At 61.4% G+C, this 22,024-nt stretch carries 22 protein-coding genes and 1 pseudogene; 10 read left to right on the top strand and 13 right to left on the bottom strand.

The window, feature by feature from the left end; all coding sequences use genetic code 11:
* Positions 1-35: 35 nt before the first annotated feature.
* The 7 genes from SOP95_RS21165 to SOP95_RS21135 all read right to left on the bottom strand — a co-directional run bounded on the left by SOP95_RS21165 (position 36) and on the right by SOP95_RS21135 (position 6,762).
* The gene (locus tag SOP95_RS21165; protein ID WP_323608194.1) at positions 36-617 is read right to left on the bottom strand and encodes a hypothetical protein; all 582 of its coding nucleotides are present in this window, start codon (positions 615-617) and stop codon (positions 36-38) included.
* 132 nt (positions 618-749) lie between these two features.
* Positions 750-1,193, bottom strand: coding sequence for a hypothetical protein (locus SOP95_RS21160; RefSeq protein ID WP_323608193.1), 444 nt, complete (start codon positions 1,191-1,193; stop codon positions 750-752).
* Positions 1,194-1,333: 140 nt separating this feature from the next.
* A complete protein-coding gene (locus SOP95_RS21155; protein WP_323608192.1) occupies positions 1,334-2,914 on the bottom strand; it encodes a sensor domain-containing diguanylate cyclase in 1,581 nt (526 codons plus the stop codon).
* Between the two features lie 217 nt (positions 2,915-3,131).
* Entirely contained in the window at positions 3,132-3,569 is a 438-nt protein-coding gene (locus SOP95_RS21150) for a potassium channel family protein (protein ID WP_274075338.1), read from the bottom strand.
* Positions 3,570-3,715: 146 nt separating this feature from the next.
* Entirely contained in the window at positions 3,716-4,066 is a 351-nt protein-coding gene (locus SOP95_RS21145; protein ID WP_274075337.1) for a RidA family protein, read from the bottom strand.
* A 28-nt stretch (positions 4,067-4,094) separates the two neighbouring features.
* Positions 4,095-5,339: an NAD(P)/FAD-dependent oxidoreductase gene (locus SOP95_RS21140; protein ID WP_323608191.1), complete on the bottom strand. Its 1,245-nt coding sequence runs from the start codon at positions 5,337-5,339 to the stop codon at positions 4,095-4,097.
* Between the two features lie 4 nt (positions 5,340-5,343).
* On the bottom strand, positions 5,344-6,762 hold the full coding sequence (locus tag SOP95_RS21135) for an aminotransferase-like domain-containing protein (protein WP_323608190.1): 1,419 nt from the start codon (positions 6,760-6,762) through the stop codon (positions 5,344-5,346).
* A gap of 348 nt (positions 6,763-7,110) precedes the next feature.
* On the opposite strand from SOP95_RS21135, the gene SOP95_RS21130 reads away from it, so the two are divergent.
* The 7 genes from SOP95_RS21130 to SOP95_RS21100 all read left to right on the top strand — a co-directional run bounded on the left by SOP95_RS21130 (position 7,111) and on the right by SOP95_RS21100 (position 13,911).
* Positions 7,111-8,544, top strand: a complete 1,434-nt coding sequence (locus tag SOP95_RS21130) for an amino acid permease (RefSeq protein WP_323608189.1) — start codon at positions 7,111-7,113, stop codon at positions 8,542-8,544.
* 94 nt (positions 8,545-8,638) lie between these two features.
* Entirely contained in the window at positions 8,639-9,604 is a 966-nt protein-coding gene (locus SOP95_RS21125) for an ABC transporter substrate-binding protein (RefSeq protein WP_274075333.1), read from the top strand.
* Positions 9,605-9,620: 16 nt separating this feature from the next.
* A complete protein-coding gene (locus tag SOP95_RS21120) occupies positions 9,621-10,397 on the top strand; it encodes an amino acid ABC transporter ATP-binding protein (RefSeq protein WP_274075332.1) in 777 nt (258 codons plus the stop codon).
* A 3-nt stretch (positions 10,398-10,400) separates the two neighbouring features.
* Positions 10,401-11,081 (top strand): amino acid ABC transporter permease, encoded by a 681-nt coding sequence (locus tag SOP95_RS21115; RefSeq protein WP_274075331.1) that lies wholly within the window; start codon positions 10,401-10,403, stop codon positions 11,079-11,081.
* 1 nt (position 11,082) lies between these two features.
* Positions 11,083-11,730: an amino acid ABC transporter permease gene (locus SOP95_RS21110; RefSeq protein WP_274075330.1), complete on the top strand. Its 648-nt coding sequence runs from the start codon at positions 11,083-11,085 to the stop codon at positions 11,728-11,730.
* 297 nt (positions 11,731-12,027) lie between these two features.
* Complete coding sequence (locus tag SOP95_RS21105; RefSeq protein ID WP_323608188.1) at positions 12,028-12,615, top strand: eCIS core domain-containing protein; 588 nt, start codon at positions 12,028-12,030, stop codon at positions 12,613-12,615.
* Between the two features lie 78 nt (positions 12,616-12,693).
* On the top strand, positions 12,694-13,911 hold the full coding sequence (locus SOP95_RS21100) for a DUF3422 domain-containing protein (RefSeq protein WP_323608186.1): 1,218 nt from the start codon (positions 12,694-12,696) through the stop codon (positions 13,909-13,911).
* Here the strand turns inward: SOP95_RS21100 and SOP95_RS21095 are convergent.
* Positions 13,898-14,896, bottom strand: a complete 999-nt coding sequence (locus tag SOP95_RS21095) for an AraC family transcriptional regulator (RefSeq protein ID WP_323608185.1) — start codon at positions 14,894-14,896, stop codon at positions 13,898-13,900. The genes SOP95_RS21100 and SOP95_RS21095 overlap by 14 nt on opposite strands.
* A 122-nt stretch (positions 14,897-15,018) precedes the next feature.
* Here SOP95_RS21095 and SOP95_RS21090 point away from each other — a divergent pair, with 122 nt between their 5' ends.
* Complete coding sequence (locus SOP95_RS21090) at positions 15,019-15,420, top strand: carboxymuconolactone decarboxylase family protein (protein WP_323608184.1); 402 nt, start codon at positions 15,019-15,021, stop codon at positions 15,418-15,420.
* Positions 15,421-15,481: 61 nt separating this feature from the next.
* Here the strand turns inward: SOP95_RS21090 and SOP95_RS32225 are convergent.
* Positions 15,482-15,772 (bottom strand): annotated as a pseudogene (locus tag SOP95_RS32225) (putative sulfate exporter family transporter); the annotation flags it as partial.
* Here SOP95_RS32225 and SOP95_RS32220 point away from each other — a divergent pair.
* Positions 15,766-16,056, top strand: coding sequence for a hypothetical protein (locus SOP95_RS32220; RefSeq protein ID WP_442967749.1), 291 nt, complete (start codon positions 15,766-15,768; stop codon positions 16,054-16,056). The pseudogene SOP95_RS32225 and the gene SOP95_RS32220 overlap by 7 nt on opposite strands.
* Positions 16,057-16,140: 84 nt before the next feature.
* On the opposite strand, the gene SOP95_RS21080 is transcribed toward SOP95_RS32220, so the two are convergent.
* The 4 genes from SOP95_RS21080 to SOP95_RS21065 all read right to left on the bottom strand — a co-directional run bounded on the left by SOP95_RS21080 (position 16,141) and on the right by SOP95_RS21065 (position 20,699).
* Positions 16,141-17,838, bottom strand: a complete 1,698-nt coding sequence (locus SOP95_RS21080) for an AMP-binding protein (RefSeq protein WP_323608182.1) — start codon at positions 17,836-17,838, stop codon at positions 16,141-16,143.
* 19 nt (positions 17,839-17,857) lie between these two features.
* Positions 17,858-18,184 (bottom strand): Rieske (2Fe-2S) protein, encoded by a 327-nt coding sequence (locus tag SOP95_RS21075; protein WP_274075324.1) that lies wholly within the window; start codon positions 18,182-18,184, stop codon positions 17,858-17,860.
* Between the two features lie 60 nt (positions 18,185-18,244).
* Positions 18,245-19,513, bottom strand: a complete 1,269-nt coding sequence (locus SOP95_RS21070) for an MFS transporter (protein ID WP_442967748.1) — start codon at positions 19,511-19,513, stop codon at positions 18,245-18,247.
* 130 nt (positions 19,514-19,643) lie between these two features.
* Entirely contained in the window at positions 19,644-20,699 is a 1,056-nt protein-coding gene (locus tag SOP95_RS21065) for a 3-keto-5-aminohexanoate cleavage protein (protein ID WP_323608179.1), read from the bottom strand.
* Between the two features lie 184 nt (positions 20,700-20,883).
* On the opposite strand from SOP95_RS21065, the gene SOP95_RS21060 reads away from it, so the two are divergent.
* Entirely contained in the window at positions 20,884-21,906 is a 1,023-nt protein-coding gene (locus SOP95_RS21060) for an AraC family transcriptional regulator (RefSeq protein ID WP_323608178.1), read from the top strand.
* Positions 21,907-22,024 lie beyond the last annotated feature (118 nt).

Raw genomic sequence — 22,024 nt, 5'->3', positions numbered from 1 at the left:
AAAAGGGGCCGACGCGCCGTCGGCCGGTTCCTGCTTCAGAATCCGAGGTAACAGCAGTAGACAAGGGCCAATGCGGCGGCGACACCGAAGGCTCCCAGCGCCTTGATGGTCAAGGGGTGCGTGGACTCGGGGTTGATCTCGCGCTGCAGGCGGGGATCGGAGTAGGCCACCGGTTGATAGGGCCCGCGCATGATTGCCAGGTAGGTGTAGCGCAACCCGATCAACAGGAACAGGCTCGCCAGGCTGAGGAGCAGGGTGGCAAAGGTCGCAGGTCCGGCCGCTTTCCCGTGGTCATTTTCGCAGGCCGCGCTGTCGACTGCCACGACACTGATTTGCCCATGATCCGTCGAAGGCCGTACGCCTTCATTGAGCAGCCCGGCCTGTTGCACCAGGTCCAGAGTCTGGTACTGCCAGAGCGTCGTTGACCCTTCCCGGCAGTAGGTGAACCTTCCGGGGCTTGAGGCGGCGACGATGCACGCGTCGTCGATCCCACGCTTCTTGAGGGTTTCCATGGCGGTGCGGGAGAAGTCCAGATCGAGCACCGGCGCAATCCCCGTGGCGCAAACCGCGCCCGAGACCAGCAGACTCCCCACAACGCCGATAGTTGAAGTTTTCAAGGCTGGACTTCCTGGTTTTTATTGGCTTTTTTGTCAGGGACGCGGAGCTTTAATGAACCTGCCAGTAGTGGAGTCTAGAACGCGTTAGTCACTTTGATAAGCATGCGCATTTAAAAAATTGAACGGGTCGAACTAATCGCAGTCATCGGCAACGGCCTTCTCGGCACGCTGGATTTCCTGCTTGATGTCGGTGGTGATGCGCTGTTCCTTGCGTTCCTGGACGAGGAACTTCTGCTCACCCCGGGACTTGACCTCTGCGTCTTCAGCATGGATCTGTTTTTCGATGGCGGCAGAATGCTGGTCGATCACGGCATCGACCTCGGCTTCGTTCTTTGCCGTATCCAGCGCCGACACCAGTTTGCCGGCCTCGGCCTTTTCGGCTTCGGCATAGGCCTCCACCGACAACCCGGCGGCCAGGGCCCGCGCCTGTACTTCCAGGTCCTTGAGGTGCTGGCGCGCTAAGGTACAGACCGCTTCCTGGCGCTGACTCTGCAGGGTTTTCCAGGTGTTCAGTCCATAGACAGCGGTACCGATGACGACGACGGTAACAGCGACCCCCAGTAACTTGGCTTTCATTCCATCCCCTCAAGTGGCCACGAAACAGCCTTTGGCAATGATTCCCGAATCCATTCGGGGGAAAGAAAAGCGTAGCAGACTGGGTGGCACTCAAGTGCCATCTGGTTCGCAAGAAAGGCTTTGCAGGAGAAAGTTCTCGCTTATGCAGGGTTACTTTCACTTGACGGGTTAGCGGCGCACCAGCGATTTCGTCCCTGACGTTTCGCTGCGTAAAGCAGGGCGTCGGCGGCTTTGATCAGGGTGGCCGGCGTCACGTCCTCGACGTTCGGCCGGTGGGTGGTGATACCCGCACTGGCCGTGACCCTGCCCAGGGGATGGGCATTATGCTCGATGTCCATTGATCGAATGGCCTGCAGGATCTCTTCGGCGACCTGGGCTGCGCCCGCGCCATCGGTATTGGGAAGCAGCACGGTAAATTCCTCGCCACCGTAGCGGACGGCCAGGTCCCCGGGTCTTTTGACCGCCTGCTGGATCGCGGCGCCTACCGCACCCAGGCAATCATCGCCGGCGGCGTGGCCGTAGCTGTCGTTATAGCGCTTGAAGTAATCGACATCGAGCATGATCAGTGACAGCGAGGAGCCCTGGCGTGCAGCCAGGCGGATTTCCTCCGGCAGCGCGGTGTCCAGGCGGCGACGATTGCCCAGGCCGGTCAGGCTGTCTGTCAGCGCCATATCGCGCATGGCCTGGTGCGCGTGACGCAACTTTCTTTCCGTCACCATTCGCTGGCGCAACTGACTCAAGACGATGAGCCCGAACACCGCGAGCACCCCGATCAGCACCACCAGCACCCAGCCGGTTTTCAGCAGATCGCGACGCCAGGGGGCGATGATCGAATCCCGGGACAGTCCGGCTTCCACCACCAACGGGTAGGTGGTCAAGGCCCGGTAACCGTACAGACGCTCGGTGTCGTCCACGACGGCCTTGACTTCGGCGATGCCCTGGTTGGCATTGGGCAGGTAACGCTGGAAAATCTCGCTGCCCGCCAGGCTCTTGCCGACCACGGAGGCAATGAAGGGGCGCCGCACCAGGATTGTTCCGCTGCGGGTGGCCAGCACCAGGGCACCCTTGTCATCGATCTTGAAGTCGCCGTAGTAGTCGACGAAGTAGCTGACCTTGATCGTTCCCAGCAGAACGCCAGCGAAGGTGCCATCCGGATTGTTCAGGCGCCGGGAGATGGGGATGATCAGGTCGTTGGTTGATCTACTGGTGACTACCTCGCCGATGCGCACGTTTTTATCCGTGTGCGTGCGGTGATACTGGAAGTAATCGCGGTCGGCGTTGTTCACCAGCTCCGGCGTTGCGTCCTTGTCTGTCACGATCCATTGCCCGTCAGGGCCGTAGATGAACAGGCCATGCAGCTGCGGCATGATGTTCGATTGCTGGACCAACAGTTTGTGGATACGCGGGACGTCGATGTTCTGCAAGCCGTCGCCTTCCACCCGCTCACCGAGCGCGGCAGTCAGTACATCCACTTGCCGGATGGCATCTTCGGCGTGCTGCGCCGTGGCTCGCGCCAGGTTCGTCACCGAGTCGCGGGCCGAGGCGAAGGCTGACCGGTAGTCACGCCACGTCCGCCAACCCTCGACCGCGAGAAACGCCAGGACCACCACCAGCATGAAGCTCACCGTGAGCCGGAAGACCGCCCCAGCACGCAGCGTTCTCGCAGAGACAGTTTCAACGCCGCCATCAACCAGGGTTGGTGGCTGCTTGCGTCCAGGCATCAACCTCTCCTTTTGCGAGCGATCTGGGCTCGCCGAACGCAACCTGGGCTATACAAGACCGACAAATGACAGGATAACCAGGACGATTACGACGGCACCAACGATGTAGATAATATTGTTCATGGGGACCACCTCTGTCTCTCAAGGGAATGCGACACCGGGGTGTCTAGTACAAATGACACCTGCGGTCGTACATGCGTTCCGCAATCGGCCACCATCAGTCCTTGAGATCGTCCCGGGTTCTCGTGTGAGCCTGTTGGTAGATGTGGTTGACCATCGCGAAGAACAGGCCCGTGGATAACCCGCACATGAGGATGCCGGTCAAGCCTTCGATTGGCGCGAGCAACCGCCAGGGCGTTGCCAGCACCACCTCTCCGTAGCCAATCGTCGCGTAGGTGACAGCCGAGAAGTAGAGTGCCGTTTCGAGATCGGGCAGGCATTGCTGCCACAGATAAAAGGCGGCCCAGATCGAAATTTCCGCCAGGTGCAGAATCACCAGGTAGACCGCCACCCAGGCCAGCCTCCAGCTGATGGCCCAGAGTCGCGTCGCAGCCTTGCGGCGATTCAGAAGCCTGAGCATCAGCGCGATGCCGACGGCGTGCACGATCACCGTACTGACCGCCAGCCCCCAGGCGAAAAGGATGTTTGAAGACATGGGTGTTCCTCCGTCCGTATCGACCCAGGCACCCGAGCGTGGCAGCAAGGAGGGTGCCGCTTGACTCTAGTCGATGGACGGCTGGGCAACCAGCAAGCGCTTTCGCGCCTGGGGTTATTGACCAAGCAGGAGCATGCGGAAAAAATTCATCCCCGCGCCGCGCAGACAATCACCTCGACCAACAACGCCTTGTCCGCCAGTTTCGCCTCGCCACAGGCCCGGGCCGGCGCATGTCCGGCCGGTACCCAGGCGTCCCACACGGCATTCATCGCTGCAAAATCGGCCATGTCGGCAAGCCAGATGGTGGTCTGCAACAGTTGTTCCCTGGAGGAACCGGCTTGCTCAAGCAAGGCATCGACCCGTGCCAGCGCATCGCGGGTCTGCCCGGCCACGTCGTGATGGCGTTCGCCCACTTGCCCGGCCAGGTAGACTGTATTGCCGTGGATCACGATCTGGCTCATGCGTGGGTTGGTCTGTTGGCGCTCGATGGTTTGCATCCATTGTTCTCCTGTGGAAAGACGTTGCTCAGAAGCGTTGCACGGAAAAACTGTCCAGCCATTGGGGCGTTTTGCCGGCGATGCAGTCGGCGACCAACTGGCCGGTGGCCCCGGCCAGCGTCAGGCCCAGGTGCTGATGGCCGAAGGCGTAGATCATGCGCGGCTCGTTCGGTGACGGGCCAATGACCGGTAGCGAGTCGGGCAGGGAAGGGCGAAACCCCAGCCATTTGCGCGCGACCGGTTGCGTCAGGCCCATGACCCTGCGCACGTGACGCTCCAGATAATCGAAACGCTGCGGATTGGCCGGGTCGTGGGTCGAACCCAGCTCCACCGTGCCCGCCACCCGCAGTCGGCCCGCCATCGGTGTCATGTAGAACGCGCTTTCCACCGGGCAGCACGGGCGGTTGAGCAAGGTGTCCTGCAGGTCGAATTCGAGGTGATAGCCGCGCTCGGTATCCAGCGGGATGTGATCGCCCACCTGCCGGGCCAGCGCCGCTGACCAGGCCCCGCCGCACAGCACGACGCGGTCGGCGCGCCAGGATTTTCCTTCCACGCAGCTCAAGTACAGGCCATCGCTTTTACGTTGTACACCGGTGACCGTGGCCTGATGCAGCGCACCTTCGGCAATCAGCGGGGCCGCCAGCGCTTCGATGAAGGCGCGCGGGTCATCCATGTGTGAGGACTCGGGAAACAGGATGCCGGCCACCGCCTTGCCCGCCAGGGCCGGCTCCAGTTGTTCGACGTCTGCCGCGTTCAACACTTGCTGGGCAATGCCCAGTGAGCGGCGCAATTCGATCGCCGCCTGGGCACCGGCGAAACCTTGCTCGGTGCCATAGGCATAGAGGCAGCCGTTATGGCGCAGATGCCCATCGGCCTGCGGGCAGTCGTCCAGCAACGGCGCATAACCGCTGTAGGTGTGTTCGAGGATGCGGGTCAGCGCCTGGGTATTGGCTTCGCAACGCGAGGCGCGACATTCATTGAGAAACCGCAAAAGCCATGGCATCAGCCGGGGCAGCCGTGCCCAGTTGATGACGAAGGGCGACTCGCGGGAAAACAGCAGCGACGGGATGGCTTTCAGCAGCGACGGCTGGGCGATCGGCATCACACCGTAGGGGGCCAGGGTGCCGGCATTGCCGTAGGACGCGCCGCTGGCGATGGCGTCGCGCTCCAGCAGCACCACCCGGTAACCCTCGCGGCGTAGCCAGAGTGCCGTGGCTACCCCGACCACCCCGGCGCCGATAACGGCGATTTCACAATGAACTGGCTGTGTCATGTCCTCAGATCCGGTTGTGCATGTGGAGATGACCCTGGCGTGCCAATTGACTGATGACGCTCAGGGCTTTGATCAGATGCTCCCGTGACAGGGCCGCCGAGATGTTGATGCGTACCGCTTGCGGCGAAAGCTCCGGGCGCAAGGTAAAGGCGCCACCGGCCAGCAGTACCACGCCGCGATCCTGGCAGAGGCGGGCGAAGCGCGAGCCGGTCCAGGGTTCGGGCAGTACCAGCCAGGCGTGGGTACCGGTGGCGCTGTGCTGGAACTCCAGGCCTTGCAGGTGCGTGGCGAGCAGCGCCTGGCGGATCCGCAGTTCTTCGCGCTGTTCCGCGACCAGCTGCTCGGCATGCCCGTCTTCGATCAGGCGCGCGGCGATCAGTGCGGTCAGTGGCGAGGTGCTCCAGCAGTCGATGCGCTGCATGGCGGCGATGTCCTGCACCAGGGCGGGTGGGGCCATGACAAAGCCCATACGCAGGCCCGGCGCGATGCACTTGGACAGGGCCGAAATGTAGATCGTGCGCTCTGGCAGCAAGGCGACGAAGGGCGGCGGCGACTGATCCAGCAGCGGGCGATACACGTCGTCCTCGATCACCAGCAGATCGGTTTCGCCGATGACGCTCGCCAGTTGTGCACGGCGTTCGGCGTCCAGGGTGATGGCGGTCGGGTTATGAATAGACGGCACCAGGAACAACAGCCGCGGTTGATGTTCGGCGCAGGCCTGGCGCAGCGCCTCGGGAGACATGCCGCGCTCGTCGGCGTCGACCCCGACCAGGATCAGCCCCAGCGAACGGCACAGGGCATTGATGCCTTGATAGGTCACGCTGTCGGCCAGCACGGTGTCGCCGCTGTTGGTGAGGCTGCGCAAAGTACTGGCGATGCCGTGCTGCGCGCCTTCGACGATCAGCATCTGCGAGGCCTGGGCCTCGACGCCGGTGTGCCGCAGCCATTGCGCCGCCGCCTCCCGGGCCCACAACGGACCTTCGGAAGGGTGATAGTCCTTCATGTCGGCAAAGCGCGGGTCGCTGGCAAGACGCGGCAGCAACTGCGCCAGTACCCGGTTGAAGCCGTCGGTGGCCGGACGATTGACGCTCAGGTCGACGGTTCCCGGAGCATTGCTCGGTGCCGATTGAAACTGCGCAGCCGGATGCCGGGGCTGCGCGACCTGGGTACCGCGCCCCGGACGACTTTCCACCAAGCCTTTTTGCTGCAGCACCGCCATGGCCTTGGTCACCGTGGTGATGTTCACCCCCAGCGCGCTGGCAAAGTCTCGATGGGGCGGCAGGCGCTCGCCGGCCTTGAGCCTGCCATTGGCGATGGCCTCGGCCAGGGAATCGGCCAGCTGCGCGTAAAGGGTTTCGGCCTTGTCACGCTGCAAGGCGGCACTGGCCTTCAGTTCATCCAGCAGTTGTTCGAATTGACTCATGGTGCTTTATCCCTGTTGTCGTGCTCGTAGCAGGGCAATGAGCAGATTTGTATTGCTTTTTATCCGATACAAGGCCCATTGACAAGCTAAAAATCCGTGATTAGTGTGTGAGTTGTAATGCTTGTCATGCAACACAATAAGAAAATGGCTGCCATGCTCAGCCCCAACGGGTACGCACATGACCAATCAGACGATCCAGCCAGGTTCCGCCCTGGCGACCCGACACCACCGACCATCAAGCCTGTTCGCGGGCGGCACAGAGTATCCGATGTGTTGTCCCCCTCGCGCAAAGTCTTCGGTGAAATTATCCGGTCGCTCGACCCTATCCAATGCAGCGGAGGCCTTCCGATGAAAAGTGCCCAGCCAACCGAGACAAAACCCGGCCAACAGCGCCTCAGCGGGGCACTGCGCCAGCGTCACATCACCATGATTTCCCTGGGCGGGATCATTGGTGCCGGCCTGTTTGTCGGCAGCAGCGCGACGATCCAGGCGATCGGGCCGGCGGCTTTTCTCAGTTATCTCGCCGCCGGCATCGTGGTGATGCTGGTCATGCGCATGCTCGGTGAAATGGCCGTGGCGCTGCCCGGGGTCGGTTCCTTTACCGAATACGCACGGATCGGCCTGGGCAGCTGGGTCGGCTTCACCAGCGGCTGGTTGTACTGGTACTTCTGGGTGATCGTGGTGGCGGTGGAGGCGGTGGTCGGCGCCAATATCCTGGAGCAGTGGATACCGCTGCCGGCCTGGATGATCGGCCTGAGCCTGCTGGCGATCATGACCGCCATCAACTGCCTGTCGGTTAAATCCTATGGCGAGTTCGAATACTGGTTCGCCTCATTGAAGGTGTTCGCGATCATCGTCTTCATCGCTGTCGTGGGCGCCTACCTGTTCGGTTTCGCGCCCAGCACCAGTACGCTGCTGGGCAACCTGGTGAATGACCGCGGCTTCATGCCTTACGGCGTGAGTGCGGTGCTGGCCGGGGTGCCGACAGTGATTTTTGCCGTGGGCGGCGCCGAGATCGCGACCATTGCCGCCGCCGAGTCCGACGACCCGTCGAAGAACGTGGCGAACATGACCCGCTCGGTGATCTTTCGCGTCATCACCTTTTATGTCGGCTCGATATTCCTGATTGTCTGCGTGGTGCCTTGGGGGCAGATCGTCGCCGGTCATTCGCCGTTCGTGGCAGCGCTTGACGTGCTGCGCATTCCCGGTGCGGCGATGATCATGCAGGCGGTGGTGTTGGTGGCCGTGCTGTCGGCGTTGAACTCCGGGCTGTACGTGTCTTCGCGGATTCTGTTCGGCCTCAGCCAGCGGGGCGATGCGCCGGCGAAACTGGCGGTGCTCAGCGGGCATAAAGTACCAAGAGCCGCGGTGCTGCTCAGCAGTGTCATCGGCTACATCGCCATCATGGCGGCGATCATTTCCCCAGAGGGCGTGTTCCTGTTCCTGGTCAACGCTTCCGGCGCGGTGATGCTGTTCGTGTACCTCGCGGTGGCGCTGGCGCAGATCAAGGTGCGCCGCCAGGTCGAAGCCACCGCACCGGCCCGGCTGACCCTCAGGATGTGGCTGTTCCCCTGGCTGTCCTATGCTGTGGTGGCAGTCATCGCGGGTGTATTGGTCGCCATGGCGTTCCAGGAATCCTTGCGCACCCAGTTCCTGGCCAGCCTCGTCAGTCTTGGCGTGGTATCCGCTGCCTATCTGATGCTCAAGCGTCGTCGCTTGCAGGCCAACAAACCCCATGTCAGCGCCATCGACATCCTGGAGGGATTGCCTGCGCGTTCATGAGTCACAGGTCACTCAAACAACAGGAGGCAGGCGCCAGGGACGGTTATCAAGGCTTGTACCGGTCAAAACAATAATATTTGCCTATAGGTGATCTATGTCCGACTTCAAGTTCGATTCTCAGGGTTTCTCCCGGCGCGGGCTGCTCAAGGCAACTGGCTACGGATCATTGGCGGCATTGCTGGGCAGCGCGATGGGCCCGATGTCTGTTGCCTTCGCTGCCGGTGCGCCGATCAAGACGGTACGCCCCGGCTACCTGACTGCGGCCTGCCTGGGCGACATGCCTTTGGGTGCGCTGCGCGAGGGTGTGCCCGTCGGCACGGACCTGGAACTGCTCAAGCTCATCGCCGACCGTCTCGAGCTCAAGCTCGAGGTACTGACCATGGGCTTCCCGGCCGTCGTCGAAGCCGTGAGGTCGGGACGTGCCGACTGGTTTGGCGGCAACTTCGCCTGGAATCCCATGCGTTCGAAAATCCTGCTGTTGACCGACCCGGTGTTCTACACCGGCGCCTACGTGATCATGCGTGACAGCGAGCCGTTCGACACCTCGATCACCGTCAACGACGTGAAGGGCCGCACCATCGGCGCCATCACCGGTTATTTCACCATCCCCGACATGAAGAAAATCGAGGGCGTGAAGGAGGTCAAGCTCTACGACAACACCGACTCCTGCCTGCGTGACGTGCGCGCCGGTCGCCTGGATTTCGCCGTGCTGGATGCGCCGACCATCGACTACATGATCCTGCAGGACCCGAGCCTCAAGCTCAAGCAGATCCCCATGACCTACGATGAAAAATTCCCCAGCCTGACCGCCAAGTTCGAGGCGATCTGGGGCGTTCATCCGCAGAACCAGGACCTGTTCGATGGCGTGAACCAGGGGCTGCGCTGGTTGAAAGCCACGGACCAGATCCGGCCCATTCTCGCCAAGTACGGCATCAAGAACCCCGATTACCTGGTGCCACCGGCCAAGGATCCGCGCATCGGCGTGGACCGCGACGAGAAGGGCAACCTGATTGGACCGTTCGCTCACCCCGCCCGGGATTTCAGCCAGGCCTTTGCCTGAGTCGAGGACATAGCTCATGGCTGAATCAACTCCACTGGTGCGAATCGAGGGGCTGCACAAGTCCTTCGGTAGCCTGGACGTCCTCAAAGGCATCGACCTGAATGTGCAGCAGGGCCAGAAGATCTCGCTCATCGGCCCAAGCGGCTCGGGCAAGACCACCTTGCTGCGCTGCGTCAACTACCTGGAAGAGCCGACCAAAGGCGACATCTACATCGATAACGAACTGATCGGCCAGCGCCTGGTGGGCACCCGCAAGGTGCCCATGAGCGACAGGGAGCTGGCGCGGATGCGCGCCGGGATCGGCATGGTGTTCCAGCGCTTCAACCTGTTCCCGCACCTCTCGGTGCTGGAAAACATCATTCTCGGCCCGCTCAAGGTGCAACAGCGCAACCGCGCCGAGGCGGTCGAGCTGGCAGAAGACCTACTGAACAAAGTCGGCATGTTCGCCAAGCGTGATGCGTTCCCGGAGCAGCTCTCGGGCGGGCAACAACAACGCATCGCCATTGCCCGGGCGCTGGCGATGCGGCCCAAGCTGATGCTGTTTGACGAGGCCACTTCGGCGCTGGATCCGGAGCTGGTGGGTGAAGTACTTGGCGTCATGCGCAAACTGGCCGAGGAGGGCATGACGATGATCATCGTGACCCACGAAATGAGCTTCGCCGAAAGTGTCTCCGACGAGGTGATCTTCATGGCCGATGGCAACATCGTCGAGCAAGGGCCGCCCCGGCAGATATTTCGCGAGAGCCAGGTCGAGCGAACCCGCAACTTCATCCGCGCCGTGAAGGAGCATTGATCAATGCTCGATACCACTGCGCTGCACAAAGCCATCGAGATGCTGCCGTACTTTTTGAATGTGCTGGGCATCGGTGCATTGACCACCGTTGGCTTGACCGCCGCCGCGTTCGTCGTCGCTGCACTGCTGGGGTTCTGCCTGGCGCTGATGCGGCTGTCGCGCAGCCGCGTGCTGAGCCTGATCGCCAGCGTGTACCTGGAGATTTTCCGCAACATTCCGATCCTGACCCAGCTGTTCATCCTTTACTTCGGGCTCACGTACATCGGCATCACATTGCCCGCCATCGGCGCGGCGATCATCGGTTTTGGCCTGAACGGGGCGGCGATCCTGTCGGAAGTGTTCCGCGCGAGCATCCGCACCATCGACCGTGGGCAAAGCGAAGCGGCGTATACCATCGGCATGACCCGGTCGCTGGCGATGCGCATCATCGTCTTGCCCCAGGCGTTCAAGGTCGCCATTCCTGGCATGGCCAACTTCGCAATCGGGCTGCTCAAGGACACCTCCCTGGCATCGGCAGCCGCCGTGCCGGAGCTGACGTTCAAGGCCAAGATGCTGGTCAGCGAAACCTACCAGACCAACCTGATCTACTTCCTGCTGGCCATGATCTACCTGGTCCTGAGCCTGGTGCTGTCCCATTGCGCGGCGCGCACCGAACGCCGTCTCAAAGTCGTCAAGGAGCATTGATATGGGCTATGGCGAATTGTGGGAAGCAACCCATGTTGAATTGCTGGCGGCCGCCTGGGCCACGCTGCAATTAGCCTTCGGCGCCTTGGTCATCGGTTTGATCGTCGGTTTGCTGGTGGCGCTCGCACGGCTTTCGAACAGTCGGCCGTGGCGTCGGGCGGCATTGTTCTACATCGAGGTATTTCGGGGCACGCCGGCATTGGTGCAGTTGTTCATCGTCTACTTCAGCCTGACCGAAATCGGCGTTCAGTTCAGCTCGTTCCAGGCCGCGATGATCGGCCTGGGGCTGAACGCCGCGGCGTACCTGTCGGAGATCTACCGCTCGGGGCTGGAGGCCGTGCCCAAGGGGCAAGTCGAAGCGGCGAAGGCGATTGGCATGCCCCATCTCAAGGTGTTGCGCTGGGTCGTATTGCCCCAGGCCATTCGCATCGTGCTGGCGCCGATCGGTAACGTCGCGATCTCTCTGTTGAAAGATACATCCGTGGCTTCGCTGATCGCCGCGCCGGACCTGATGTTGCGGGCCCAGGACTTGAGCTCCGTGTACTTCATGCCGCTGGAGATCTACATCCTGGTCGGCGCGATCTACTTTGCGTTGTGTTACCCGCTGTCACTCGGTGTGCGATTGCTTGAGCGCAGGACGAGGCATTGATCCGTTCGAGTAGATTGAGGCGACACTTTAGCGTTACATGGGCATGGATGCGTTTGCGATGACGCCATCGCTGGCAAGCCAGCTCCTACAGGAATTGTGGGGTATGTTGAGTTTGTGGTGAGACGCCGATCTGTAGGAGCCGGCTTGCCGGCGAAGGCGTCCTTGAGGGCATCTTCGCTGGCAAGCCAGCTCCTACAATGGGTTGCGCAGCACGTGAATCCGTGACCGCCGCGAGTGATTGGGTAGAATTCAATATTCTTGAGGTGATTGCCAACTTCGACAGGAAGTAAAAAAACCTTGGCTCAACATTCCGCCTTCTCACCATGGCTGGCACTCCTGTTTCTGTGCCTGACACTTGAAATACCCGCACAGACCAGCGCCTGCCCGGCCGGCGAGAAGCAGGTGTGCCTGGACGGTTGCATCTGCCTGCCATTGCCTGACGACATCTACCAGATCGCGGCACCGGCCCTCGCGCTGTGGCTGACCCAGGCCCGCGCCGAAGCTGCCAACGCCGGCATCCAACCCATTCCACCGCAGATCCGTTTACAACTGCTGCGCTGGTACGACCCCGGCGTCCTCGATGCCGCGCGCTACAAAGTCAGCGACAACGGCCAGTTCAGCGCCGCCACCGCCATGCTGCAAAACCCCGACGTCGGTGCCGTGACATTGATCGACATCATCCTCTTTCGCGACGCCGAAACCGCCGAACAGAACGTCGCGCTCTGGGCCCACGAATTGAAGCATGTGCAGCAGTACCAGGAATGGGGGGTAGACGGATTTGCCCAGCGCTATACACAGGACTTCAATGCCGTGGAGGCGCCGGCTTATGCCATACAGGCCGAGGTCAGGCGGGCGGTGCGGGATCAGAAACAGGTGTCGCCTTGAAAGATCGCAGCCTGCGGTAGTGACTCGTGGGGCCATGAATCTGTCCCACCCAAAACAACTCCAACACGGTCATACCCCATGCACCCGTTACGTCAAAGCCTGCACAACGAACTGCACGCGCGCCCGTCACTGTATTTCGATGAACCGGCCCATGTGTTTCACCTGGCCTTCCTCGGCAGCGAGCAGGTGTGCAATGCCTTTCTTCAGGACTGCTGCCTGGCCGGCCTCGATCTGACTGCCGTCCAGGGCATCACCCAGCTCGACGGCCACGCGCTGAAATGGGAGCGCCATGCCGAATTTTTCACCCTGACCCTGGTGGTCACTTCCTCCGGCGATGATCTGTCCTGGACGGCGCTGCCCGACGTACTGGCGCAAAAAATCCAGGCGCATTTGCCGGCGCTGATCAATTCGGTGCAGATCGTGGTACGCGGTGAAGTGCAGCTGGAGCTGTCCCGCTACGGCTTCAAGGACCCGTGCGGTTCCTGCGTGGGGGGTGGCGATGCGGTGGTCTGGAGCGATTTTCGGATCAGCGAGGATGGCAGCAACCACCTGTTGTTCATCAATCGGCGCCTGAACGCGTACCGCCAGGGTCGTATGATCCGCCGGCTGCTGGAAATCGAGACCTACCGGATGATGGCCTCGTTATCCCTGACCATGGCCAAGGAAGTGAGCGCGCAGCTGGATATCTTTGACAAAACCCTGGTCACCCTCTCAGAACGTAACGCCGACCCCGACGGCAGTAATGCCAAAGCCCTGCTGGCGGATATTTCCAACCTGTCTGCCCAGGTGGTCAGCAGCACCGCGAAAACCCGCCACCGCTTCAGTGCCACCCAGGCCTATGCCCAGTTGGTGTTCGAGCGCCTGGGTGAATTGCGCGAAAGTCATGTGGGTGATTGCCAGCGCCTTGGCGTGTTCATCGAACGCCGCTTCAAGCCCACCGTCCGGTACTGCACCGCCACCGAGCAGCGACTGGAGCATCTGGCCGAAAGCGTGGCCAACCTGGGCGATCTGCTGCAGGCACGGGTCCAGGTCGAAATGGAAGAACAGAACTCGGAAATCCTCAAGAGCCTGAACGCCCGCGCCGACGCGCAGATCAAGATCCAACGCGCCGTGGAAGGCCTGTCGATCATTGCCATCAGCTACTACCTGCTCAGTCTCCTCAAGCTCGGTTACTCGGGGCTGCACCTGCTCGGCGTCGAGCTGGCCCCGCGCGAGGCCATGTTCGCCATGGCGCCGCTCGCGATCGGGATTCTTGCGTGGATCATCCTTCATATCAAAAAAGTCAAAGAGCATTGAAACGCCGAAAGGATGACGGACTGCAGGCGAACAGCCGACTGAACCAGCGGGAGAAGGCGCTCAATTCGGAAAAGCCGAGGACTCCGGCAATTTCGCTCAAGGGATGGTGGGGGTTTGCCAGGTAACGGGTGGCCAGTTCCCTGCGCACTTGATCCAGCAGCGAAGAGAACGTTGCACCCTCGCGCGTCAGTTGCCGGTGCAACGTCCGGCGGTCACGTCCAAGGTGGGCCGCCACCTGTTCTACGGAGCACCGCCCGGTAGGCAGCAGCGTCCAGATCATCTGGTGCACCTGTTCCAGCACGGCGGTCCTGGAATCTTCGTGAATGCTTTTCAGGTACTGATGAACGTGCCGGGCCATTTCCGGATCGGCACTGGGCAGGGCGCGATCCAGATCACTGCTGCGACAGACAATGCCATCGAGCAAGCAGTTGAACTGTACCGCGGTACCAAACACACGCTGATGCCGGCCATCTTCCCGTGGCGCGCAGTGGCGAAAACACACGGCGGTTGGGTGCCAGTGGTCACCCAGCAGGGTCTTGAGCATCCGGTGAGTCACCGCTACCGCCAACTCTACGGACTGGCGTACGAACAAGTGGCTCACGGTCACCAGTTCAAGCCGCAGCACCGCCACGCCGGCGTTTTCTTCAACCTCCAGGACCAGCCCCTGATTGTGCAGATAAAGAAATTCCTGAAGCGCTTTCAAGGCCGAGCGCAGGGTTGGCTCGCGCCACAGCAGTGCCAGGGGCCCGAGATTGGAGGCTTTGCGACTTTCCGCCAGGCGCAGGCCGAAATCTTCCACGCCGGCTTGCCGCGCCGAACTGTCCAGCAACCGCGCCACCGCATCGATGGAAATTTTCAGGTCTGGCTGCAGCAAGCAGCGCGGATCAAGACCGACAGCACGCAATTGCTGCATGGGATCGACGTTCATCGAGCGGGCAATTTCCGCGTAATTAGTGAGGCTGGCACTGCGAACAAGACCTTTCATTGAGGCGTTACCCATACGTTGCACATGTCCCGAGATGTCATGCCCGTGCCCCCTGGAGTCAATACGAGGGGCACTGGAATGCTTAGAGTTGAAAGCAACCACTCAACCTTGAGGAACTGCAGATGAACGAAGATCAAACCCGGACCGACACCCCAACCTGCGATGCCATGCGTGAAACCGGCAACTGGAATCCCGCCTGGGACTCATTGACCGAGCTGGATGCGCAATGGGTGGAAAAATTCTTCGGCATGGCCACACACCCGATACGCAAAGGGGTACTGGAACCCAAGACCTTCGAATTGATCGCCATCGCCGTCGATGCCTCCTGTACCCACATGTATGCCCCGGGCGTGCGTCGCCACATCCGCAAGGCACTGGAACTGGGCGTCACCATCGAGGAAATCCTCGCGGTGCTGCAACTGACCTCGATACTGGGCATTCACAGCATGGCGCTCGGCGCACCGATCCTCATCGAGGAAGCCAAAAGACTCGCCGACGAGGGACCGGTACAAGGCGCATTCTGAAATCATCAAGACTCCTCCAGCTCTGATGCGAAGGCCGGATCGGCCTTCGCTGATCCGCGCTTTACAATCCCCAGTGCAGCAACAGCAGCACCAGCCCGACCAGAAATACGGTTTCCCCGACCATCAGCAGGATTGGCTTGAGGCCGATCGTGGCGAGTTCCTTGAGCTGCGTCTTCATGCCCAGGGCGCTGATGGAGATCACCAGGCACCAGCGCGACAGTTCGTTAACAAAGCCTTGCACCGCCGGCGCGATCCAGCCGGTGCTGTTGATACAGGCCAGGAGCAGGAAGCCCACGGCGAACATGGGCAGCAGCGGAGGGCACTTGCCAGTGGCGTCCGCGCCCTGTGCACGAACTTGCCATCGCCGGCCAGAAAATTCATCGCGATACCGAGCAGCAGCGCGAACAGCATGACCGGTGCGCCATAGTGCTCGGCGAGGAAGGTCGCCGCGATGGCAACGATCACGCTGACGAAAAAACCCGGCGCAAGGTCGAGTGCGCGGGGGTGAATATTGACGAGAGCGATAGAGCTCATGGAGTTTTGTCCTCGCAGGCGATGCCATGGGGAGGTGAGCAACTGCCAGTGCGGCAGATGATTCACTCTAAGGCGATGGCCGCTGGAGAACTTCTCATTTGATGCCAGCGACCTTTCAATTGATGCCAGATTCGGCCGCTGGATTGCCGGGTCGAGCAGGGCGCCATGGACCCGGCGTAGCGTTGTTCATCCGACCAGGATCGATTCAGGCGAACTGCCCGCGGTGGCGAGTACGCGCAAATCCTTGCGCAATATCTTGCCCACCGTGGACTTGGGCAGTGCCGTCAGGAACCGCACCTGGCGCGGTACCTTGTAGGCCGCAAGGTGTGCGCGGCAGTGCTGGACCAGCGTGGCTTCGTCGAGTGTGGCGTTGGCCGCCTTGACGACGTAAAGGCAGACGGATTCACCACTGCGCTCATCCGGCATGCCGATCACCGCGCATTCGCTGACGCCTGGGCAACTGGCGACAACGACCTCCACTTCGTTGGGGTAGACGTTGAAGCCCGAGACGATGATCAAGTCCTTTTTGCGATCGACGATCTTGAGCAAACCATCGGCGGCAAAGATGCCAATGTCTCCGGTGCGAAAGTAACCATCGGCGGTAAACGCCTTGGCATTGGCAGTGGGTTTTTGCCAGTAACCGGACATGATCTGCGGCCCCTTGGCGCAAATTTCCCCGGCCTCGCCGAGGGTGGCGGGTTGATCATCGTCCTTGAGCAGCACGATGTCGGTCGAAGGCAGGGGCAAGCCCACAGCCGCCGAAAACTGGCTGCGTCCCATGACGTTCAGGCACAAGATGGCCGACGTCTCGGAGAGGCCGTAGCCTTCGAGGATTTCCTGCCCGGTGATGGTCTTCCACTGTGTGGAGGTGGCCGGCAGAACCGCCGCGCCGCCGCCAATGGCCAGGCGCAGGCGCGAGAAATCCACTTCACCGATGCGCGGATGGCGGACCAGCGCGCCATACAGCGTATTGACCCCGGTCAACAGCGTCGGCCGGGCGTTGATCAGTGTGTCGACCAGGTCATCGCTGTTACGCGCATCGGGGACCAGCCAGTTCTCGGCGCCGGCCGAAAAACCGATCAGCAGATTGATCGTCAGGGCGAACACGTGGAACAGCGGAAGCGCTGTCACCACCACGTTGGCACCCTCGGTGTCGAACATGTCAGGCAGAAAAGCACGCGCCTGCAGGATGTTGGCGATCAGATTGCGGTGTGACAGCGCCGCACCTTTCGAGGGGCCCGTGGTACCCCCGGTGTACTGCAGAAAGAGCAAGTCGTCGCCCGTCAGCTCGACCGGTGTCAACGCCAGCTGGCCGCCCTCGTGCAGGGCATCGGTGAAACGCGTTATCGGAAAGGCCGGCGATGAGGGGAGGTCGAACTCGCAGTTCCCCACGGGCCCGTCCAGGGTGTCTCCGGGGTGGACCACGATGACTTTCCTGATGGTGGTGCTGACCAGTATCGATTCCAGCGCAGGGAGGGCACTGGCGATGATGACAATGGTCTGGACCCCGGCGTCATTGAGCTGGTGCAAGAGCTCCTGCGGGGTGTACGTCGGGTTGACATTAACCTGGGCTGCACCGGCCCGCAGGATACCGAACATGGCGACTGGAAACGCCGGGATATTGGGCAGCATGACCGCGATACGATCCCCGCGCTGCACGCCCAGGTGCTGCAGGTAGGCAGCCATTGCGCGTGACTGCTGGTCGACATCGCCATAGCTGAGTGAACGCTTGAAGCAGTGGAATGCGGTGTGGCTGGCATAACGCTGCATGGCCTGTTCGGCCATGGCGACAACGGTAGGACAGGCATCCGGGTTGATATCGGCAGGTACGCGGGCGTCGTAACTCTGTTGCCAATGACGAGGGGGAGTGAAGGGTGTGGTCATGATCAACCTGCTATTGAAGTTATTGGTGGCGGGTGATGGGTTGGGGCAGAGTGATACGAATGCGTTCGTCGACGACCTCTACCGGATAGGCGCGCACGTTCATGCCACCACCGCGCATGCAGCCAGTGGCGAGGTCGAAGCTCAGGCCATGGGCGGGGCATCGCACGAAGCGACCCTCGAGTTTGCCGAACAACAGCGAGGCGCCGCTGTGGGGGCAACTGTCGTCGATGGCGTAAATCTGGCCATCGATGTTGAACACTGCGATATCGATGCCGTCGGATCGCACGCGAGCGCGCTTGCCGATGCCCAGGTCAACGGAACCGGGCACATCCAGGGTATGCGTCATGTTTTGCCTCCAGAGTGTGGCGGGGCTTGGCCGGCGACTGGCGCTTGCGATGGCGCCCGATCAGGAACAGGGTTGCGGGCAGATGCGCTCAAGATCAGTGCGATAGTTGCGAACCCCGACCATCAGCACCAACGCGGCGGCAATCCCCGCCAGGGGCAGCAGTTGCAGGGCCGAGGCCAGGCCAATGCGATCGGCGAGCAAGCCGGTGACGAAAGGGCCCGGGGCCATGCCCAGCAGGTTGTTGGCAATGGCCAGTGTGGCCATGGCGGTGCTGTGCAGGGCTGGCGGCGTCAGGTCGGCGACCATGGTGCCGGAGGGGCCGACGATACCGCCGCCCACGAACATCGCCAGGCCGATCATCACCAGTTGAGCAATACCCACCGGCAGCGCCAAGGCCAGGGTCAACAGCGCACTGCAGAGCAGGCAATAGCCCATGGTCAAGCGGATCTTGCGGGTTGGCGAACCGTTGCAAAGCCGGTCGGCGATGGCGCCGCACAGTGGCATGCCGACCGCCGTGCAAAGCATGAAGAGGGCGGCGATGGCACCGGCGCTGGTCAGCGGCATGTCGTAGAAGCGATTCAGATAGCTGGGCAACCACGTCAGCAAGGCGGCGATGGCGAACAACTGCAGGCCGCTACCGATGTAGATGCTCAGCACCGACGACGTCGAGAACAGGCTGCTGAGTGGAGGATGGGCCTTGGCCGGGCTCGAGCCCGAGCGAGTGCGTGGCGATTCAAGGCGGCCAGGGCGCACGACCAACGCGTACACGACCGTCAGCCCAATGCCATAGATGGCCATGCCCACAAAGGACGCTCGCCAGCCAAAATGGCTCGCCAGCACTCCGCCAAGGCCAATGCCGAGCACGGAACCGACCATGCTCCCGGCCAGGAAGGCCCCCGTGACCGTGGACCGCTGCTGCGGTGGAAAGATGCTCAGCACCACGGCCAGTCCGACGCTGCCATAGGCCGCTTCGCCGACGCCGATGAAGAAGCGCGCGACGAACATTTCCTGATAGTCGGAGGCGAAACCGCACATCAGGGTGGCCAGGCTCCAGATCGCCGCCATCAGAATCAGGCTGCGGATGCGTCCCAGGCGATCGGCGACCACCGACAGCGGAAAGGCCAGCACACCGACGGCAATGGCGACGACGCCGGACAGCGCGCCCAGCTCGGAATCGGAGAGGCCCCATTCGGCCTTGAGCTGCGGAAAAACCACCGTCAGCACCTGCCGCGACATGAAGTCTGACAGCAGCAGGCCGAAGGTGAGGGCGAAGACCACCCAGGCGTAGGGCCTTGCGACGCGTCGCCAGGTGTCACTGCGTACTTCCATTGGTGCATGCAAAGTCACGGAGTCTTTCCTCTTGTTACGGCCGCGTGCAATTCGCAGCTCTTGAAATGACGTGTTGCGGGGTTTGCGGGACGCACGCCGGTCTGGCAAGCGTGCCCCCCGCAGGGTGAGCTCAGCCGAAATGGGTAAAGCCTTTCTGACCGGATTGACGGTTCGGCGCAAAGCCGTTCTCGGCCAGCGTCTCGTCGGCGTCCTTGTAGAACGTGCCGATCTTGTAGATCTCGCGGGCTTCTTTGCCATTGGCCACTTCACGACCCATTTCCCGGGAAATGCGCACCAGTTGCTCGATCTGCTCGACGTTGCTCATCTTGCGATCACGGCCCTGGGTCCAAAGGTTGTCCTCGGTGCCGCAACGCACATGCATGCCCATGGCAATCGCCATCACGTTCAGCGGCAAGACATTGAGCATGGCGGTTTCCAGAGTTAGCACGGCACCGTCCGGACAGGCACGCACGAAGTTCGCCAGGTTGTAGAGGTTGGGCGCGTCGGAGCCACCACCAATCGCCACCCAGGTCAGGACCAACGGCACGTTGCAGACGCCACGGCGCATCATGCGCTCGACTGTTTCGAACGAGGGGATGTTGCCGAGCTGGAATTGCGTCTGAATGCCAGCTGCCGAGAGGCGCTTGATGTGCTCTTCAACCCATTCCGGGCCGGCCGGAATGGTCATTTCGCGGTAGGCGCGATAGATCTCTGGTGTGGCAATGCTGGTGCCGGCAAGATCGGCCTCGCACATCTGCTCGACGATGTTCATCTGGTTGCTGTTGATGGCAATCGTCACCTGGTCGGGCTTGGGCGAGAGTTCGGCAAGCATGTGGCGGGTGTCATCGGAGAGCCATTTGGCGACGTCGCTATCACCTTCCGGGGCGAAGGAAATCGAGCCACCGACCTGAATGATCATGTCCGGTACCGCTTCTCGTACGCCGGCGATCAGTTCATTGAACTTGGACAATCGCTTGGAGCCTTTACCATCGAGCTCACGGACATGCAGGTGAAGCACAGTAGCGCCGGCGTTGTAGCAGTCGACAGCCATTTGCACCTGCTCTGCCATGGTGACGGGGATGTCTTCCGGGAAGTCCGAAGGCATCCACTCCGGCGCGTAGGGAGCAACGGTGATGACGAGCTTCTGTTGATTTTCGGGGTGCAGGGATCCGTCGAGAAAGTTCATGCATGACTCCAATCTGTTGTTGTTTTTGTGACGCGGGTTTATGGCTTTCACTCTGGGCCAGCTGACCGCTGCAAACTTCTCATGCCATGCCAAAAAGCTTTCATTTCGTGCCAGGAACCACGGTGCTGGCAATCGGTGCCATATAATCGATTGCAGGCGGTAAACATCAGGCAGGGGAGATGAGATGGACGCGTTCGTAAGAGCCGCAACGCTCAAGCACTACATGGAGGTGGCGCAGACTCTGGCTTTGAATCCGGGCGAGATGCTGCGTGACGTCGGCTTGCTGCCAACCCTGCTCGACGACCCGGAATCCTTGCTGCCACTGGATGCGGCGCTCAGGCTGCTGGAGAATTCCGCCGAGCGTTCAGCGTGCCCGACCTTTGGCTTGCGCATGGCACAAGCGCGGCGCATGTCGGATATCGGAGTGGTCAGTTTGCTGCTCAGCCATCAGCGCACGCTGCGGGACATGTTGCTGACCAGTATCGAGTATCGGCACCTGCTCAACCGGACGCTGGCCATGAACCTGGAGACCACGGGCAATATGGTGCTGATCCGCGAGGAGATCATGGCAGAGGCGGGCATGCCCAAGCGTCAAGCCACCGAACTGGCCATTGGTATCCTGCACCGTACGTGCAAGTCGGTCATGGGCAACCAGTGGAATCCGCAGAGTGTTCATTTCAGCCATGAAGCGCCGGCAAGTGCGCATGAACACACGCGATTCTTCCGCTGCCGGGTGGTGTTCGACGCCGAATTCGATGGCATCTTTTGCAGTAAGGAGGACATCGATCAACTCAACCCACAGGCCGACCTGGCGATGGCCGGCTATGCCCGTCAGTTCATGGACTCGATGGCAGGCGCCAACGAACGCTCGGTGATTTTCGACGTGCGCAAGGCGATCTATCTGTTGATGCCGGTTGGACGCGCCACTATCCATCAGGTGGCTTACGCCCAAGCGGTCAGCGTGCGAACCCTGCAACGGGAACTCGACGAAGAAGGCCTGACATTTTCCGCGTTGCTCAACGCGGTACGTCGCGAACTGGCGCTGCGCTACATGGAAAACCGCAACTATTCCCTGCAGCGTGTGGGGATGATGCTCGGTTATACGGTTCCCACCTCATTCACGCGCTGGTTCTGCGCCGAATTCGGCTGTGCACCACGGGAATGGCGCAACCGCAACAAACAGCTCGCCAGCGATTCCTTCACCTGACCGCTCGATGTCCCACTGTAGGAGCCGGCTTGCCGGCGAAGGCGTCATGACAGCCAACCAATCTCTCGCGGCTGTATCCCATCCACAGGTCTTGCGAATGCCGCTCGATGATGGGGCG

The organism is Pseudomonas sp. YuFO8 (assembly GCF_035065025.1).
Classification (GTDB): Bacteria; Pseudomonadota; Gammaproteobacteria; order Pseudomonadales; family Pseudomonadaceae; genus Aquipseudomonas; species Aquipseudomonas putida_AE.
This window is presented reverse-complemented; position numbering and strand designations above follow the sequence as displayed.